Consider the following 16865-nt stretch of genomic DNA (forward strand, 5'->3'; position numbering starts at 1 on the left):
TGAAAATTTCCCGGATGCAAAAAATTGCCGCCACTATACGGAAAGCTTAATCTTTCGTCGACTGGCGGCAGGGTAAAGATAAAGAAATTTTTTATTATTGCTGGCAACTCCACTTCACGCGGAAGGTTTACTCTCCGGCTCGTCAGCCGGATCCCCGGTATGCTTGCCCTCTTCCGTTCCCTGCCAGCCGTGACGCTGGATAAGCGACAGGTGATTACGGTCCTCGTTAATGATTTCCGTCAGCATCGCGCTGGTGCGTTTAAACACCGCCGCGCGCTCGGTGGCCGTACTGCCCGCCATCGCCGCCATCTCTTCCACCATCTCAGTATTAAAGCGACGGAACAGGTCCGCACGCTCGCGCGCTTCGTACGCGCCGAGCCCCAGATTTTCCAGCGCCATGCGGCCAGATTTCAGCGCACCTTCAAAGGTTTCACGCTCCGGTGCTTCTACCCCCGCCTGCCGCAGCCGGATATAGTGATCCACATCGCGGGCGCGGGAAATGATGGTCAGATTCGGGAAATGTTCTTTCGCCATTTCCACCATCTGCATGCTGGTCTCCGGATCGTCAATGGCGTTAATCAACACCTCCGCTTTTGCCGCCCCGGCAGATTCCAGCAGATCGACGCGGGTCGCATCGCCGTAAAACACCTTCATATCAAATTTTCGCAGGGTATCGACATGGTCGGGGTCGTGATCGAGGATAACCATTTTCACCCCGCTGGACAGCAGCAGACGGCCAACGATCTGCCCGTAGCGGCCAAATCCGGCAATAATGACGCGCGGCTGCTCTTCGTCAATTTCATCGGCTTCGCGCTCCTGCTCGCTACCCGATTTTTCCAGACGCGTCAGCACCACCAGCAGAATAGGCGTCGCGGCCATCGACAGTGCGACCGCGAGCGTCAGCGCTTTCGCCCATTCTGGGTCGAGGACGTTTGCCATCTGTGCTGCGCCAAAGACCACAAACGCAAATTCACTCCCCTGCCCCAGCAGAACCGCAAACCAGCTGCGCTGCTTATTCGGCACCTTCAGCGGACGCGCAATCAGCCACAGCATCGCCATTTTAATGATCAGGAAGCCGACCAGCAGGACGACGATCCGCAGCGGGTGCGTCACCAGCGTGCCGAAGTCGACGGACATCCCCACGCCGATGAAAAACAGCCCCAGCAGCAAGCCTTTAAACGGCTCGATATCGCTTTCCAGCGCGTGACGGTATTCGGAACTCGCCAGCAGAACGCCGGCCAGGAACGCCCCCATCGCCATCGACAGCCCGGCTTCCTCCAGCAGCAAACCAAAGCCAAACACCAGGAAGAGCGCCACGGCGCTGAACACTTCGCGAAGGCCCGAGCGGGCAACGAACCGCAGCAGCGGACGGGTGACGTAGCGACCAAGCAGCACCACCAGCGCCAGCGCCCCCACCACTTTTAATGCCGACAGCGCGAACGCCCCCAGCGTCGTGGCGGAACCGCTGGCCGCCAGCAGTGGGATCATCGCCACCAGCGGGATAGCGGCAATGTCCTGGAACAGCAGCACCGAGAACGCGCTGCGTCCCATCTGGGAGACCGTCAGATTGCGCTCGTTCATGGCCTGCATGGCAATGGCGGTCGAGGAGAGCGCCAGCGTCATGCCGATAAGCTCTGCCACTTTCCAGTCCATGCCCAGCAGGATGCAGAACCCACCCAACAGCAGGCCGCAGGCCACCATCTCCAGCGCCCCGCCGCCAAACACCGAGGCGCGAAGCTTCCACAGGCGCTGCGGATCGAGTTCAAGACCAATCACAAAGAGCATCAGCACAACGCCGATTTCAGCGAAATGGAGGATTGCCTCTGCATCCGTCACCAGTCGAAAGCCCCACGGCCCAATGACGCAGCCCGCAATCAGATAGCCGAGAACAGAGCCCAGTCCCAGGCGAACCGCCACGGGTACAATCAGCGCAGCCGCGCCGAGGTATATCAGCGCCTGTATCAGCGTATGGCTATCCATGGTGCGCCTCCTGCCACTCAAGTAAGCGTTGTTTATAATGGCGCGCCTGCGCCTGCAGCGTTTCATCGTCGCAGACAAAGGTGCAGTGCATCGCAAAAGGCGGGAGCCAGTTCAGCCCGCAATAAAGTGCGGTCGCCTGCAGCGGCTGTGCCAGAATCTCAAACCCCGGGAAGGAACCAATATCAAAGTGGCTTTCCCCTCCCCCCGTGGTGACCGCCCACATCAGGCTTTTCCCTTTTAGCGCATGGCCATTGTGGCCATACGCCCAGCCGTGGGAGAAGACTTTATCAATCCACAATTTCAGGAGCGGGGGCGTGCTGTACCACTGCATGGGATGCTGCCAGACGATCAGATCGGCACGGGAGAGCGCCTCCTGTTCGGCGGCAATATCGATGTTGAAATCGGGATAGAGTTGATAGAGGGAACGTATCTCGACGTTTTCAAGCGTCCTTACCTGCTCAAGCATCCGCTTATTCGCATGCGAGTGCTGCGGATAGGGGTGCGCATAAATTATGAGTATCATCAAATGGCCTGTCTTATTCTCTTCTTCTAGCAATGAGTGTAGACAGTTAACCCGCCCGGTGAAAGGGGCGCAGCAGCCATGAAAAGGAAAGCGCAGCTATTGGTAATCATCATTCGTTGGACGATTTTTCCTCCCCAAAAAATCCAGGATGTGAATACCTCACTTCAATCCATATAGGAATGAGATATTTTAAGAAAATCTAAAATAATTATTTAATAAATCGATCTATACATAAAACATTGAAAAAATAATAATTTTACGCTCTTTGTAGCGAGCTCATTCTTTTTCTCCGCATACTGACGTGATTTTAATACGTCGTATCGCGCCTTTCTAATTCAAATGGATGTGTAAATGAGCAATAAACATTTCAGACTTAATAAAACGACTAAAACTCTGGGAAGTCTCTTTCCTGCCCTATTGTTATTCACCCCGCCGTCGCTTTTGCCAGCACGATTGACCAATCAACCTCAATTCCACAAAACTTCTCCACCGACGCTGAATACGTCATTAATAAAGACGTTACGATAACCTCTTCCGGGAATGAAGCTGCCGTGTCGGTCAATGGGATTGATGTTTCAAACGTTGAAAATATGGGAAATATTTCTGGTTACGGGAATGGACTTGATATTAGCACTGGAGCACAACGTTTAGTAGTGAATAACGAGGAAGGGGCGACAATTTCCTCTACTTCAGCGACAGGTGTTAATATTGATACCATGCAAGGGGACCTGATTAACAAAGGGAATATTACTGCGGCTGAAAATGGTGTTTTCGTCAGTAAAAACTCATCTGCTGTCAGTATTTCCAATACCGCTACCGGTCTTATTAAAGGCAAATCAGGTCTTAATGCTGAAGTAGGTGTTGCCATTCATAACGCTGGCACCATCAAGGGTACAGAAGTTGACGGTATTACCCTGAGCGATGGCAATATTAAGCTCACGAACACGGGTACCGTAGAGGGCCTTCAGCACGGAATCAACGTAACGAATACCGCTAAAGTCGACATCATAAACAGTGGTTCAATCGGTGGCGGCAATACGGCAATCTCCTTTGCCAGTAATAAAAATAATACGCTGGTACTCAATACCGGCTCCTCGCTCAACGGTGATGTGATCTCTACCGGCTCAACGGGAAATAGCCTCACGCTAGTTGGTGCCGGAATAGAAGACAGCAATTTTGTTGGCCTGAATAAGGGAGACGGTTTTGCCTCTGTCAAAATGGAGGGTGAAAGCTGGACGCTGACGGGTGATCTCGACGTGATCGGTTCTGGCGATTCCCTTCAGGTTAACAGCGGTGATTTAACGCTGGCGGGAACCGTCTCTAATAGCGGCAATACGCTGGTTACTAAAGATGCCTCTCTACAATTAGGCAATGGCCAAAAAACAGCTTCGCTCAGTGGCGGTCTGAAAAACAACGGTACGGTAATATTTAATCAGGGCAACAATTCCACTTTCGCCACCGATATGACCGGTAGCGGCAAGGTTGAGAAAGTAGATTCACACACCCTGACCCTCACCGGCAAGAACAGCTACACGGGCGATACTGTTCTGCACGGCGGCACCACCCTGGTCGCTAATGGTGCTACGCTCGGCGTAAAGAACAGTAACGCCACCGTCACCATTGAAAATGGCGCTACGTTTGCTACTGCGGGTGAAGTGAACAATAACATTCATGTTCTGGCGGGCGGTACGCTGGCGGCATGGAATGCAGTCCAGGGTAACGCCACGCTCAGCGCTGCCGGCGTTGATACTATCAACGGCAACGTGGCTAATGGCGGCAAACTGTTGCTCAGCGCCGCCAATAACAGCGTTGGCAACAATTTCACCATTAACGGCGACTATACCGGCTCCGCGGGCAGCCAGATCGTGTTAAACAGTACGCTCGGTGAGGATAATGCACCAACCGACCATCTCACCATCACCGGGAGCAGCTTTGGCCAATCCGGGGTCAGCGTCAGCAACATGGGGGGGCTGGGCGCGCAAACCGTAAACGGGATGGAAATTGTCAGAGTTGGCGGCAGTTCAGAAGCTCAGCTCACCCTGGCAAAACCGGTTGTTGCGGGTGCGTATGAGTATAATCTTTATCAGCACGGCGACGGAAACTGGTATCTGGAATCGAAGGCAACGCCATCAGACATTCCGGCAGACGATACCGATACCGACAACGGCAATAATACCGACAACGGTGGTAATACCGACAACGGCAGTAACACCGACAATGGCGGTAATACCGACAACGGCAGTAACACCGACAACGGCAGTAACACCGACAACGGCAGCAATAGCGGTCCCGAAGTCATGGCTCCTGAGGTCGGCGCTTACTTAGGTAACTACCTTGCCGCGCAGAGCATGTTCCTGCACAAGCGTGACGATCGCGATCAGATCACCTTCCGTAACGAGGAAGATCTCAACACCTGGATGTACGTCAAAGGCCGCTACCATGAAAACAATGCGGGCGGTGACAAAGTCAGCTATGACACCACCACCACTGTCCTTCAGGTAGGCAGCGACTTCATGAGTAAGCCAATGGACAACGGCATCCTGCGTGCGGGTGGCATGTTCGGGGCAGGTCAGGCGAAGACCCACTCTGATGCAAAACACAACGTACGTGATGCGCAGGGCAAAGTGGATGGCTTTAACGTCGGCCTGTATGCAACCTGGCAGGAAGATCAGAAGCTGCGTCTGGGCAGCTACGTTGATACCTGGGCCGCCTATAGCTGGTACAACAATAAAGTGACCAGCAACCGTAATGATGAAGATTACGACAGTGAAGGCTTCGCGGCATCCGTCGAAGTGGGCCATGCATGGGTGATTGATTCAGAAAATGAGCGCACCTGGAAAATCGAACCTCAGGCGCAGGTTATCTACAGCTATCTGGATCAGGAAAACCATACCGATCGCGACGGCGTGCGGATTACCACGCTGGACAACGACGGTCTGTTTGGTCGTCTGGGCGTCAAATCAAGCTACTTCGAACAGAAAGACGTGAAAGCCTGGCAGCCGTACATTGCCGTGAACTGGCTGAAAGGCGCAGGTCAGAACGATCTGGCGTTTAACGGCGAGACCGTCAGCAACGATACGCCGGAAGATCGCGGTCAGTTAGAGTTGGGCGTCACCGGCAACCTGAACGAAACCACGACGCTCTCCCTGCGCGCCAGCGGCGAGTGGGGTGAGAACAGCTATGCTGCTTATGGCGGTCATATCCTGCTGAACCACCGCTGGTAATCGTTCCTGAAAGACTAAAAGCCGTGGCAAACGCCACGGCTTTTTTTATTAGTTATCCAGCTCGCCCATTGATTTCACCTGATCGCGGTTGATCTGCTCGGTCTGACCCGTTTCCGCATTTTTATACGACACCAGACCGGTATCGTCATCGACCTGTGGTTTTCCGTCGGTGACAATGGTTTTGCCATCGGTGGTTTTCACTGCCTGGTTAGAGGAACAGCCTGCGACGGTAAACGTTGCAGTGGCGGCAAGAAGGGTGGCGATCAGTAATTTATTTTGCATGGTGTTTTCCCCTGCTCTCAGTTGAATTTCGTTATCGACCTAACAATTTTAGGCTAACTGACTGAAAGGGGATGAAAAACCAGAAGGTTCTGAAGATGGGGTGAATGCCCGGCAACCGAACGGCACCGGGCATTTTTACTTACTTGCTAATCTGCGCGTGCATTTCCTGAACCGAAATCACCTTCTCGGTGGCATCCGCGTTCAGCGCCATGGCCGTTGCGAAACCGCCGTTCAGGGTGGTGTCGTAGTGCACTTTGTACTGCAGCGCGCTGCGGCGAATCAGCTTGGAGTCTTCAATCGCCTGGCGGCCTGCGGTGGTGTTGATGATGTAGGTGTATTCGCCATTCTTGATACGATCCTGAATGTGCGGACGACCTTCATGCACCTTGTTCACCAGACGCGGGTTGATACCCGCTTCGCCCAGCACAATTGCCGTACCGTGGGTCGCGTCCAGCTCAAAGCCCTGCTTCAGCAGCTTGGCCGCAAGGTCAACCACGCGCTCTTTATCGCCTTCGCGAACAGAGAGCAGCGCACGGCCCGATTTTCTCATGGTGGAGCTGCTGCCCAGCTGCGCCTTCGCGAATGCTTCTGCGAAGGTGCGGCCCACGCCCATCACTTCCCCGGTGGAGCGCATTTCTGGCCCTAAAAGCGGGTCAACGCCCGGGAATTTGTTGAACGGCAGCACCACTTCTTTCACCGAGTAGTACGGTGGAATGATCTCTTTGGTCACGCCCTGCTGCGCCAGCGTCTGGCCTGCCATCACGCGCGCCGCCACTTTCGCCAGCGGAATACCGGTGGCTTTAGAGACGAACGGTACGGTACGTGCCGCACGCGGGTTGACTTCAATCAGGTAGACTTCGTTATCTTTCACCGCAAACTGGACGTTCATCAGGCCGCGAACCTGCAGCTCGAAGGCCAGCTTCTGCACCTGCTGGCGCATCACATCCTGAATCTCCTGGCTCAGGGTGTACGCTGGCAGAGAACAGGCGGAGTCGCCGGAGTGCACGCCCGCCTGCTCGATATGCTCCATGATGCCGCCAATCAGCACCATTTCGCCGTCGCAGATGGCGTCAACGTCCACTTCTACCGCATCGTCGAGGAAGCGGTCGAGCAGCACTGGCGCATCGTTGGAGACGCTCACCGCCGTCTGGAAGTAGCGACGCAGGTCGGCTTCGTCGTAGACGATTTCCATCGCGCGGCCGCCCAGGACGTAGGAAGGACGCACCACCAGCGGGTAGCCAATCTCTTTCGCCTTCTCTACGGCCTGTTCGATGGCCGTCACCGTGGCGTTCGCCGGCTGTTTCAGCTTCAGACGGTCAACCGCCTGCTGGAAACGTTCACGGTCTTCCGCGCGGTCAATCGCATCCGGGCTGGTACCGATAACCGGTACGCCTGCCGCTTCCAGCGCGCGCGCCAGCTTCAGCGGCGTCTGGCCACCGTACTGCACGATAACGCCTTTTGGCTTCTCGATGCGCACGATTTCCAGCACGTCTTCCAGGGTCACCGGCTCGAAGTAGAGGCGGTCAGAGGTGTCGTAGTCGGTGGAGACGGTTTCCGGGTTACAGTTGACCATGATGGTCTCGTAACCGTCTTCACGCAGCGCCAGCGAGGCGTGTACGCAGCAGTAGTCGAACTCGATGCCCTGGCCGATACGGTTTGGACCGCCGCCCAGCACCATAATCTTGTCGCGGTCAACTGACGGATTCGCTTCGCACTCGTCTTCATAGGTGGAGTACATGTACGCGGTGTCGGTAGAAAACTCTGCCGCACAGGTGTCGACGCGCTTGTAAACCGGGTGCAGGTCGTACTGGTCGCGCAGCTTGCGGATCTCCGCTTCGCGCACGCCCGCCAGTTTAGCCAGGCGCGCATCGGCGAAGCCTTTACGCTTCAGCATGCGCAGGAAGTCTGCGTCCAGGCCGTTGATGCCCAGCTCTGCCACTTTCTCTTCCAGACGCACCAGCTCTTCAATCTGTACCAGGAACCAGCGGTCGATGTTGGTCAGGTTGAACACGCCGTCGACGGACAGGCCGGCACGGAAGGCATCGGCGATGTACCAGATGCGCTCCGCACCCGCGTCTTTCAGCTCGCGGCGGATTTTGGTCAGCGCTTCAGGGTCGTCCAGGCTCACTTTCGGGTCAAAGCCGGTCGCGCCCACTTCGAGGCCACGCAGCGCTTTCTGCAGGGATTCCTGCTGCGTGCGGCCAATCGCCATCACTTCACCGACGGATTTCATCTGGGTGGTCAGACGGTCGTTCGCGCCTGCGAATTTCTCGAAGTTAAAGCGAGGAATTTTAGTCACAACGTAGTCGATGGACGGCTCGAAGGACGCAGGGGTGCGGCCACCAGTGATGTCGTTCATCAGCTCGTCGAGGGTATAACCCACCGCCAGTTTCGCCGCCACTTTCGCAATCGGGAAGCCGGTCGCTTTAGAGGCCAGCGCGGAGGAACGGGACACGCGCGGGTTCATTTCGATAACAATCAGACGGCCGGTTTTCGGGTTTACGGAGAACTGTACGTTAGAACCGCCGGTTTCCACACCGATTTCACGCAGTACCGCCATCGAGGCGTTACGCATGATTTGATACTCTTTGTCGGTCAGCGTCTGGGCTGGCGCAACGGTTATGGAGTCGCCGGTGTGGATACCCATCGCATCGAAGTTTTCGATGGAGCAGACGATGATGCAGTTGTCGTTTTTATCACGCACCACTTCCATCTCGTACTCTTTCCAGCCAATCAGCGATTCATCAATCAGCAGCTCTTTGGTTGGGGAAAGATCCAGACCGCGTTCGCAAATCTCTTCGAACTCTTCGCGGTTGTAGGCAATACCGCCGCCGGTGCCGCCCATGGTGAACGATGGACGGATGATGCACGGATAGCCCACGTCAGCCGCAACGGCCAGCGCTTCTTCCATGTTGTGTGCGATACCGGAGCGCGCGGTGTCGAGGCCGATTTTCTTCATCGCCACGTCGAAGCGGCGACGGTCTTCGGCTTTATCAATCGCGTCGGCGGTCGCGCCAATCATGGTCACGCCGAACTCGGCCAGCACGCCCTGACGCTCCAGCTCCAGCGCGCAGTTCAGCGCCGTCTGGCCGCCCATGGTCGGCAGCACCGCGTCCGGGCGCTCTTTTTCGATGATTTTACGCACCACTTCCCAGTGAATCGGCTCAATGTAGGTTGCATCAGCCATTTCCGGGTCGGTCATGATGGTCGCCGGGTTAGAGTTCACCAGGATAACGCGGTAACCCTCTTCACGCAGGGCTTTACACGCCTGCGCGCCGGAGTAGTCGAATTCGCAGGCCTGGCCGATAACGATCGGGCCAGCGCCAAGGATCAGGATGCTTTTTATGTCTGTACGTTTTGGCATTGTCTTCTCGGCTCCTGATTATTTAGCGGTCTTACGGTATTGCTCGATGAGTTCGATGAAGTGATCGAACAGCGGCGCGGCGTCGTGTGGGCCCGGGCTCGCTTCCGGGTGGCCCTGGAAGCTGAACGCTGGCTTATCGGTGCGATGAATCCCCTGCAGGGTGCCATCGAACAGCGACTTATGGGTCACGCGCAGGTTAGCCGGCATTGAGGCTTCATCCACGGCGAAGCCGTGGTTTTGCGCGGTGATCATCACCGTGTTGTTATCGATATCTTTCACCGGGTGGTTACCACCGTGGTGGCCGAACTTCATCTTGACGGTGTTCGCACCGCTCGCCAGCGCCAGCAGCTGATGGCCGAGGCAGATGCCGAATACCGGGATATCGGTTTCCAGGAAGGACTTGATGGCAGCGATGGCATAATCGCACGGCGCCGGGTCGCCAGGGCCGTTGGACAGGAAAATACCGTCCGGATTCATCTTCAACACGTCTTCGGCAGACGTTTGTGCAGGCACCACCGTCAGGCGGCAGCCGCGGTCAACCAGCATGCGCAGGATGTTGCGCTTGGCGCCAAAATCGTAGGCCACCACGTGGAACGGCAGCTCGCTCTCTTTTTTCGCTTCCGGCAGGTCGCCTTCCAGCGTCCAGCTACCCTGAGTCCAGCTGTAGGCTTCAGCGGTAGTCACTTCTTTCGCCAGGTCCATGCCGTTCAGGCCCGGGAAAGCTTTCGCTTTTTCCAGCGCCAGCGTCGCATCGAGGTTATCACCTGCGATGATGCAGCCGTTCTGTGCACCCTTCTCGCGCAGCAGACGCGTTAACTTACGGGTATCGATATCGGCAATCGCCACGATGTTATGGCGCTTCAGGTAAGAAGAGAGATCTTCAGTGTTGCGGAAGTTGCTGGCAATCAGCGGCAGGTCACGAATGACAAGGCCTTGCGCATGTACCTGAGAGGATTCTTCGTCAGCCGCATTGGTGCCGACATTGCCGATATGAGGATAAGTAAGAGTAACGATTTGGCGAGAATAGGAAGGATCAGTGAGGATTTCTTGATAACCGGTCATTGAAGTATTGAAAACGACTTCCCCAACCGCCGAACCCGTTGCCCCTATGGCCCGACCGATAAACTGGGTTCCGTCTTCCAGAACCAATAGCGCTGACTTAATCAAAACACCCTCCAGAGAATATTCACTCACTTTATTTGCATATTAATTCATAACCATGTCATGGATCAATGCAAATGTGTTGCCAGCGGATTTTTGGCAAACGGCGGCATTCTGGAGATTTGGTGGGTAAAAGTCAACTTAAAACCGACATTTTGTTTAGTCTTTTGCGTATCTGACGAGGTGAGTGAAGCTTAAGCGACAAAAAGATCAGGTAAATCACTACGGAAAACGCTTGCGCACCGGGTTTAATGAAAAATGAGTCGGCACAGCATCAAAAAGTGGACCAAATGGTCAAAATTTACATTTCAGTAACGATAATCAAGGGGAATAACTATACTTTCAAGGCTAAAAAAACAAAATGAGCACGAAACAGATAAAATAAAAGGGCAATAAATTATTGCCCTATGCAATCAAATGATTACGACTGCAATAACCACATCACGATGGGTAATAATGCTTACAAATTGTTGAGATCCAGCACATCTCTCATATCAAAAAGACCATTTTTCTTCTCTTTCAACCACAAAGCGGATCGAACGGCACCATTGGCAAACGTCATTCGGCTGGACGCTTTATGCGTAATTTCGACGCGCTCGCCAATATCGGCGAACATCGCGGTATGTTCGCCGACGATGTCACCCGCCCGGACGGTTGCGAAACCAATGGTGCCTGGCACGCGCTCCCCGGTGTGGCCTTCGCGGGCATAGACCGCACAGTCTTTTAAATCTTTATCAAGTGCATGAGCAATCGCTTCGCCCATCGCCAGCGCCGTGCCGGATGGCGCATCAACCTTATAGCGGTGGTGAGCTTCAACAATCTCAATATCGGTGTAGTTGCCCATCACCTTCGCGGCCTTCTCCAGCAGCTTCAGCATGACGTTAACGCCCACGCTAAAGTTTGCGGCGAAGACGATCGCAATCTCTTTGGATGCATCCTGGATAGCCTGCTTGCCCGCATCGTCAAAACCGGTGGTGCCGATCACCATCCCCTTGCCGTGCTGGCGGCAAAATGCCAGATGCGCGAGCGTCCCTTCCGGGCGGGTAAAATCGATGAAGACATCGAAGTCCTCTTTAACCGCCTCCAGGCTGCTTTGCACGGTGACGCCGGTCTTTCCCGCGCCCGCCAGCTCACCAGCATCGGTCCCCAGAAGTGATGAACCGTCACGCTCCAGCGCCGCGCCAAGTGCTACGCCATCCATCTGAAGTGCCGCCTGAATCAGCTGACGGCCCATACGTCCACCCGCGCCCGCAATGGCGACACGGATCTGTGCATCATGCATAGTTATTCTCTTACGTTAAAATGATGTAAACCGTTTTCAGATTAACCAGCCTTTCTGAGCACTGCCAACTGAAAACACCAATAATTAGAATTTAACGTGAAACCGACTTAAATATCAGTAAAAGACATGATTTTGTCGTCACGATAAAGTAACGGGTAAAAAAAAGGCCAGCACAGGAGGTGCTGGCCTTTCATCAGAAAAGGGACTATTCGACTTCGCGGGCGTCGATGCGCAGCTCTTTCGGCACTTCGAAAACAATGTTCTCTTCACGTCCTTCCAGCGGCACCGCTTCGCCGCCGCCCAGCTCCTGCAGACGGGAAATGACGTTTTGTACCAGAATATCCGGCGCGGACGCCCCGGCCGTCACGCCAACGCAGGCCGCGTCTTTAACCCACGCTTCCTGAATATCCGTGGCATCGTCGATCAGGAACGCCGCTTTGCCCATTCGCTGTGCCAGTTCAGCCAGACGGTTGGAGTTAGAGGAGTTTTTAGAGCCGACCACCAGCACCACGTCCGCCTGTTCAGCCAGCGCGCGCACCGCTTCCTGACGGTTAGTGGTGGCGTAGCAGATATCATCCTTACGCGGCCCGACGATTTTCGGGAAGCGCTGGCGCAGGGCGTCAATCACGTCTGAGGTATCGTCGACGGAGAGCGTGGTCTGGGTCATAAACGACAGACGCGCTTCGTTTTTCACGTTCAGCGTCAGGACATCTTCCGGCGACTCCACCAGGTACATTCCCCCTTCCGGGTTGCTGTACTGGCCCATGGTGCCCTCGACTTCCGGGTGGCCAGCATGGCCAATCAGGATCGACTCTTCACCACGGCGGCTGGCGCGCGCCACTTCCATATGCACTTTTGTCACTAATGGACAGGTGGCATCGAATACGGTCAGATCGCGGCTTTTCGCTTCGTTACGGACCGCCTGAGAGACGCCGTGCGCGGAGAAGATCAGGATCGCACCGTCCGGCACTTCGCTGATCTGCTCGATAAAGATGGCACCGCGATCGCGCAGGCTGTCGACCACGTAGCGGTTATGCACCACTTCGTGACGCACATAAATCGGCGCGCCGTAAATCTCCAGCGCGTTTTCAACAATGCTGATAGCGCGGTCTACACCGGCGCAGAAGCCGCGCGGGTTAGCCAACAGGATCTGCATTTCAAGCCTCCAGTGCCGGATCGATTTCCAGCACTTCAACATCAAAATGAACGGTACGCCCGGCAAGCGGATGGTTGAAGTCAACGGTAATCGAGTCACCGTTGATTTCGCGGATCACGCCAGGCATTTCGCTGCCGTCCATAGCGGTAAAGAGCATAATTGCCCCGATCTCCGGTTCACCCGCGTCCATAAACTCACGACGGGAGAAGTACTGGATCAGATCCGGGCTTGGCACGCCAAACGCGGCATCCGGCTCCAGCGAAAAGGCTTTTTTTTCACCCTCTTTCAGACCGAGAAGCTGCTGCTCAAGACCTTCAGACAGGGAGGTATCGCCAAGACGAAACAGGGCCGGTTTGCCGTTGTTGCGGGTGGATTCGGCCGTGGAGCCGTCATCCAGCTTCAGCGTAAAGTGAACGAGAACCGCGCTGTTGCTCTGTACGGATTTAGACATGCAAATTGCTCGCTTGTTTTGGGTCACCTGTTGCCCGGTGGCGCTACGCTTACCGGGCCTACGGGAAGCCACAAATTCGGTAGGCCGGGTAAGCGTAGCGCCACCCGGCATTGATGCTTACGCCTGCTCTTTCGCGGCCGGTTTCGGCAAGAAGCCTTCCAGCACGATTAACGCCGCACCGATGCAAATGGCGCTATCGGCGAGGTTAAAGGTCGCGAAGTGCCAGTCGCCGACGTAGAAGTCGATCATATCGACCACAAAGCCGTGCCACAGGCGATCAAACAGGTTGCCCAGCGCGCCGCCAATGATCAGCGCGTAGGCGATGTTATTCAGCTTTTGCGTTGCCTTCGAGCGGTACATCAGCACCGCCAGGATCACGCAGATACCGAGAGCGATACCCGCAAAGAACCAGCGCTGCCAGCCACCGCTGTCGGCAAGGAAACTGAACGCCGCACCGTAGTTGCGCGCGTAGTGCAGGTTAAGCGACGGGAACAGCGGCACCGTCTCCCCCAGAGCGAAATTCTGGAGGATCAGGAACTTGCTGCCCAGATCGATAATCAGCACCACCACAACCAGCCACAGCCAGCGCAGTCCTGTTGAACAGAGAGTTTTACTCATCAGGCAAACTTACGTTTTTCGCCGTCACCGGCGACGTTGCTTACACAGCGTCCGCAGATGTCTGCGTGTTCCGCCACCTGACCGACATCGGTGGTGTAATGCCAGCAACGCGGGCATTTCTCACCGTCGGCTTTGCTCAGCGCGACTTTCAGTCCTTTGAGCAGTTCGCTCTGCTGAGCATCAGCAGACGCGTCAGCATAATCCGCAACTTTCGCACCGGAGGTCAACAGGACAAATCGTAATTCATCGCCCAGCGCCGTCAGCTTCGCCGCCAGCTCTGGCTCCGCGTACAGGGTCACTGCCGCTTCCAGAGAGCCGCCGACTTTCTTGTCAGCACGCGCCTGCTCGATAACCTTGTTCACTTCGCCACGCACTTTCAGCAGCTCGTCCCAGAAGGCATCGTTCATCGCTTCGGTGCTGGAGAGATCGAACAGACCTTCGTACCACTCGCCCGTGAAGACATACTTTTCACGATCGCCCGGCAGGTAACCCCAGATTTCATCCGCGGTGAAGGACATGATCGGCGCCATCCAGCGTACCAGCGCCTCTGCGATATGGAACAGCGCGGTCTGGCAGCTACGACGCGCCACGCTGTCCGCTTTCGCGGTGTACTGACGGTCTTTGATGATGTCGAGGTAGAACGAGCCCATCTCGATGGAGCAGAAGCGCATCAGGCGCTGCACCACTTCGTGGAAGTCATAAGACTCATAGGCCTTCAGGATATCTTCCTGCGCCGCTTTCGCGCAGCCTACCGCCCAGCGGTCCAGCACCACCATCTCTTCCGGTTTCACCATGTCTTTTGCCGGATCAAACCCGTTCAGGTTCGCCAGCAGGAAGCGCGCGGTGTTACGGATACGACGATAGCTGTCGGCAGCGCGTTTCAGGATCTCGTCAGACACCGCCATTTCGCCGGTGTAGTCGGTCGACGCCACCCACAGACGCAGAATGTCTGCGCCCAGCTTGTTCATCACATCCTGCGGAGAAACGGTATTACCGATAGATTTAGACATCTTACGGCCCTGACCATCCACGGTGAAACCGTGAGTCAGTACCTGACGGTAAGGCGCTTTACCCTTCATGGCGGTGGAGATCATCAGAGATGACATGAACCAGCCGCGGTGTTGGTCAGACCCTTCCAGATACATATCGGCAGCGTGACCGGCAAATTCCGGACGCACGTCAACCACGGAGGAGTGGGTAGACCCGGAATCGAACCATACGTCCAGGGTATCCGGCACTTTCTCGTAGTTATCCGCATCAGCGCCCAGGATGTCACGGGCGTCGAGATCCCACCACGCCTGGATGCCGTCAACTTCGACGCGCTTCGCCACTTCTTCCATCAGTTCCAGGGTGTTCGGGTGCAGCTCCTGCGTCTCTTTATGCACGAACAGCGACATCGGCACGCCCCAGGTACGCTGACGGGAGATACACCAGTCAGGACGGTTAGCCACCATGGATTCGATACGCGCCTGGCCCCAGTCCGGGATCCACTGCACGCCTTTGATCTCTTTCAGAGACTGCTCGCGCAGGCCTTTCTGATCCATGCTGACGAACCACTGCGGGGTCGCACGGAAGATGATTGGCGTCTTGTGACGCCAGCAGCACGGATAGCTGTGCTGCATTTTCTCAACGTGCAGCAGCGCGCCGCTGGTGCGCAGCATGTCGACAATAATGTCGTTCGCTTTGAAGACGTTGATACCGTCCAGCGCCGGGTAGGTGCCAGGCAGGTAGGAGCCGTCCGGCCCCACCGGGTTAGCGATTTCCAGACCGTACTTCAGGCTGATGTTGTAGTCGTCAGGACCGTGGCCACCGGCGGTATGTACCGCACCGGTACCCGCGTCCAGCGTTACGTGGTCGCCCAGGATCGCCGGAACGTCGAAGTCCAGGAACGGGTGTTTGAAGCGCATCAGCTCCAGCGCGTCGCCTTTTACTGTGCCCAGCACGGTGTAATCGGCGATGTTCGCGCGCTTCAGCACGCTTTCAACCAGATCTTTCGCCAGGATAACCGCCTGGCCGTCAATCTGCACCAGCGCGTATTCGAATTCACCGGACAGGGAGATCGCGCGGTTGGCTGGCAGGGTCCACGGGGTGGTGGTCCAGATCACCAGCGAGATCGGGCCGTTAACGGACGACACGCCAAATTTGGCTTTCACCGCATCCTGATCGACGGCATGGAAGGCTACGTCGATAGATGGAGAGGTTTTGTCGTAATACTCCACTTCCGCTTCTGCCAGCGCAGAACGGCAGTCCACGCACCAGTGCACCGGCTTCGCGCCTTTGTGAAGGTGGCCGTTACCGATGATTTTGCCCAGCGCACGGATGATGTTGGCTTCGGTTTTGAAGTCCATGGTCAGGTACGGATGCGACCAGTCGCCCAGTACGCCCAGACGGATGAAGTCAGCGCGCTGACCGTCAACCTGGGTGGCTGCGTATTCGCGGCACTTCGCACGGAACTCAGCGGCGGTGAATTTCTCACCAGGCTTGCCAAATTCCTGCTCAACTTTCAGCTCGATTGGCAGGCCGTGGCAGTCCCAGCCCGGAACGTAAGGCGAGTCATATCCCGCGAGTCCTTTGGACTTCACGATAATGTCTTTCAGAATCTTGTTTACAGAGTGACCAATATGAATGCTGCCATTCGCATAGGGAGGGCCATCATGCAGAATGAAGGTTTTTTTGCCTTTTTTGGCTGCACGAATGATACCGTACAGGTCATCATCGGTCCAACGCGCCAGCATTCCCGGTTCACGCTTGGCGAGATCGCCGCGCATCGGGAACCCTGTTTCCGGCAAATTCAGGGTTGATTTATAGTCACTCATCAGATTCT

General features: G+C 55.7%; 11 protein-coding genes. 1 reads left to right on the forward strand and 10 read right to left on the reverse strand.

What is annotated here, in order from left to right; genetic code table 11:
• Window positions 1–114: 114 nt before the first annotated feature.
• The gene (gene kefC / locus N6P30_RS02545) at window positions 115–1980 is read right to left on the reverse strand and encodes a glutathione-regulated potassium-efflux system protein KefC (protein WP_023293308.1); all 1866 of its coding nucleotides are present in this window, start codon (window positions 1978–1980) and stop codon (window positions 115–117) included.
• Window positions 1973–2503: a glutathione-regulated potassium-efflux system oxidoreductase KefF gene (gene kefF / locus N6P30_RS02550; RefSeq protein WP_260629928.1), complete on the reverse strand. Its 531-nt coding sequence runs from the start codon at window positions 2501–2503 to the stop codon at window positions 1973–1975. Before kefF ends, kefC begins: the two co-directional genes overlap by 8 nt.
• Window positions 2504–3219: 716 nt before the next feature.
• On the opposite strand from kefF, the gene N6P30_RS02555 reads away from it, so the two are divergent.
• Entirely contained in the window at window positions 3220–5727 is a 2508-nt protein-coding gene (locus tag N6P30_RS02555) for an autotransporter outer membrane beta-barrel domain-containing protein (protein WP_032664605.1), read from the forward strand.
• Between the two features lie 48 nt (window positions 5728–5775).
• On the opposite strand, the gene N6P30_RS02560 is transcribed toward N6P30_RS02555, so the two are convergent.
• The 8 genes from N6P30_RS02560 to ileS all read right to left on the reverse strand — a co-directional run bounded on the left by N6P30_RS02560 (window position 5776) and on the right by ileS (window position 16857).
• On the reverse strand, window positions 5776–6009 hold the full coding sequence (locus N6P30_RS02560; protein WP_021240552.1) for a YgdI/YgdR family lipoprotein: 234 nt from the start codon (window positions 6007–6009) through the stop codon (window positions 5776–5778).
• A gap of 139 nt (window positions 6010–6148) precedes the next feature.
• Entirely contained in the window at window positions 6149–9373 is a 3225-nt protein-coding gene (carB, locus tag N6P30_RS02565) for a carbamoyl-phosphate synthase large subunit (protein WP_023293310.1), read from the reverse strand.
• 18 nt (window positions 9374–9391) lie between these two features.
• The gene (carA, locus tag N6P30_RS02570; protein WP_010427050.1) at window positions 9392–10540 is read right to left on the reverse strand and encodes a glutamine-hydrolyzing carbamoyl-phosphate synthase small subunit; all 1149 of its coding nucleotides are present in this window, start codon (window positions 10538–10540) and stop codon (window positions 9392–9394) included.
• Between the two features lie 454 nt (window positions 10541–10994).
• On the reverse strand, window positions 10995–11816 hold the full coding sequence (gene dapB / locus N6P30_RS02575; RefSeq protein ID WP_023293311.1) for a 4-hydroxy-tetrahydrodipicolinate reductase: 822 nt from the start codon (window positions 11814–11816) through the stop codon (window positions 10995–10997).
• Between the two features lie 205 nt (window positions 11817–12021).
• On the reverse strand, window positions 12022–12972 hold the full coding sequence (gene ispH / locus N6P30_RS02580; RefSeq protein WP_023293312.1) for a 4-hydroxy-3-methylbut-2-enyl diphosphate reductase: 951 nt from the start codon (window positions 12970–12972) through the stop codon (window positions 12022–12024).
• 1 nt (window position 12973) lies between these two features.
• The gene (fkpB, locus tag N6P30_RS02585; protein ID WP_003856450.1) at window positions 12974–13423 is read right to left on the reverse strand and encodes an FKBP-type peptidyl-prolyl cis-trans isomerase; all 450 of its coding nucleotides are present in this window, start codon (window positions 13421–13423) and stop codon (window positions 12974–12976) included.
• Window positions 13424–13540: 117 nt separating this feature from the next.
• Window positions 13541–14041, reverse strand: a complete 501-nt coding sequence (gene lspA / locus N6P30_RS02590; protein ID WP_008502034.1) for a signal peptidase II — start codon at window positions 14039–14041, stop codon at window positions 13541–13543.
• Complete coding sequence (gene ileS / locus N6P30_RS02595; protein ID WP_023293313.1) at window positions 14041–16857, reverse strand: isoleucine--tRNA ligase; 2817 nt, start codon at window positions 16855–16857, stop codon at window positions 14041–14043. The genes lspA and ileS overlap by 1 nt, the downstream gene beginning before the upstream one ends.
• Window positions 16858–16865 lie beyond the last annotated feature (8 nt).

This window comes from Enterobacter sp. PL1 (assembly GCF_945957325.1).
GTDB lineage: Bacteria > Pseudomonadota > Gammaproteobacteria > Enterobacterales > Enterobacteriaceae > Enterobacter > Enterobacter roggenkampii.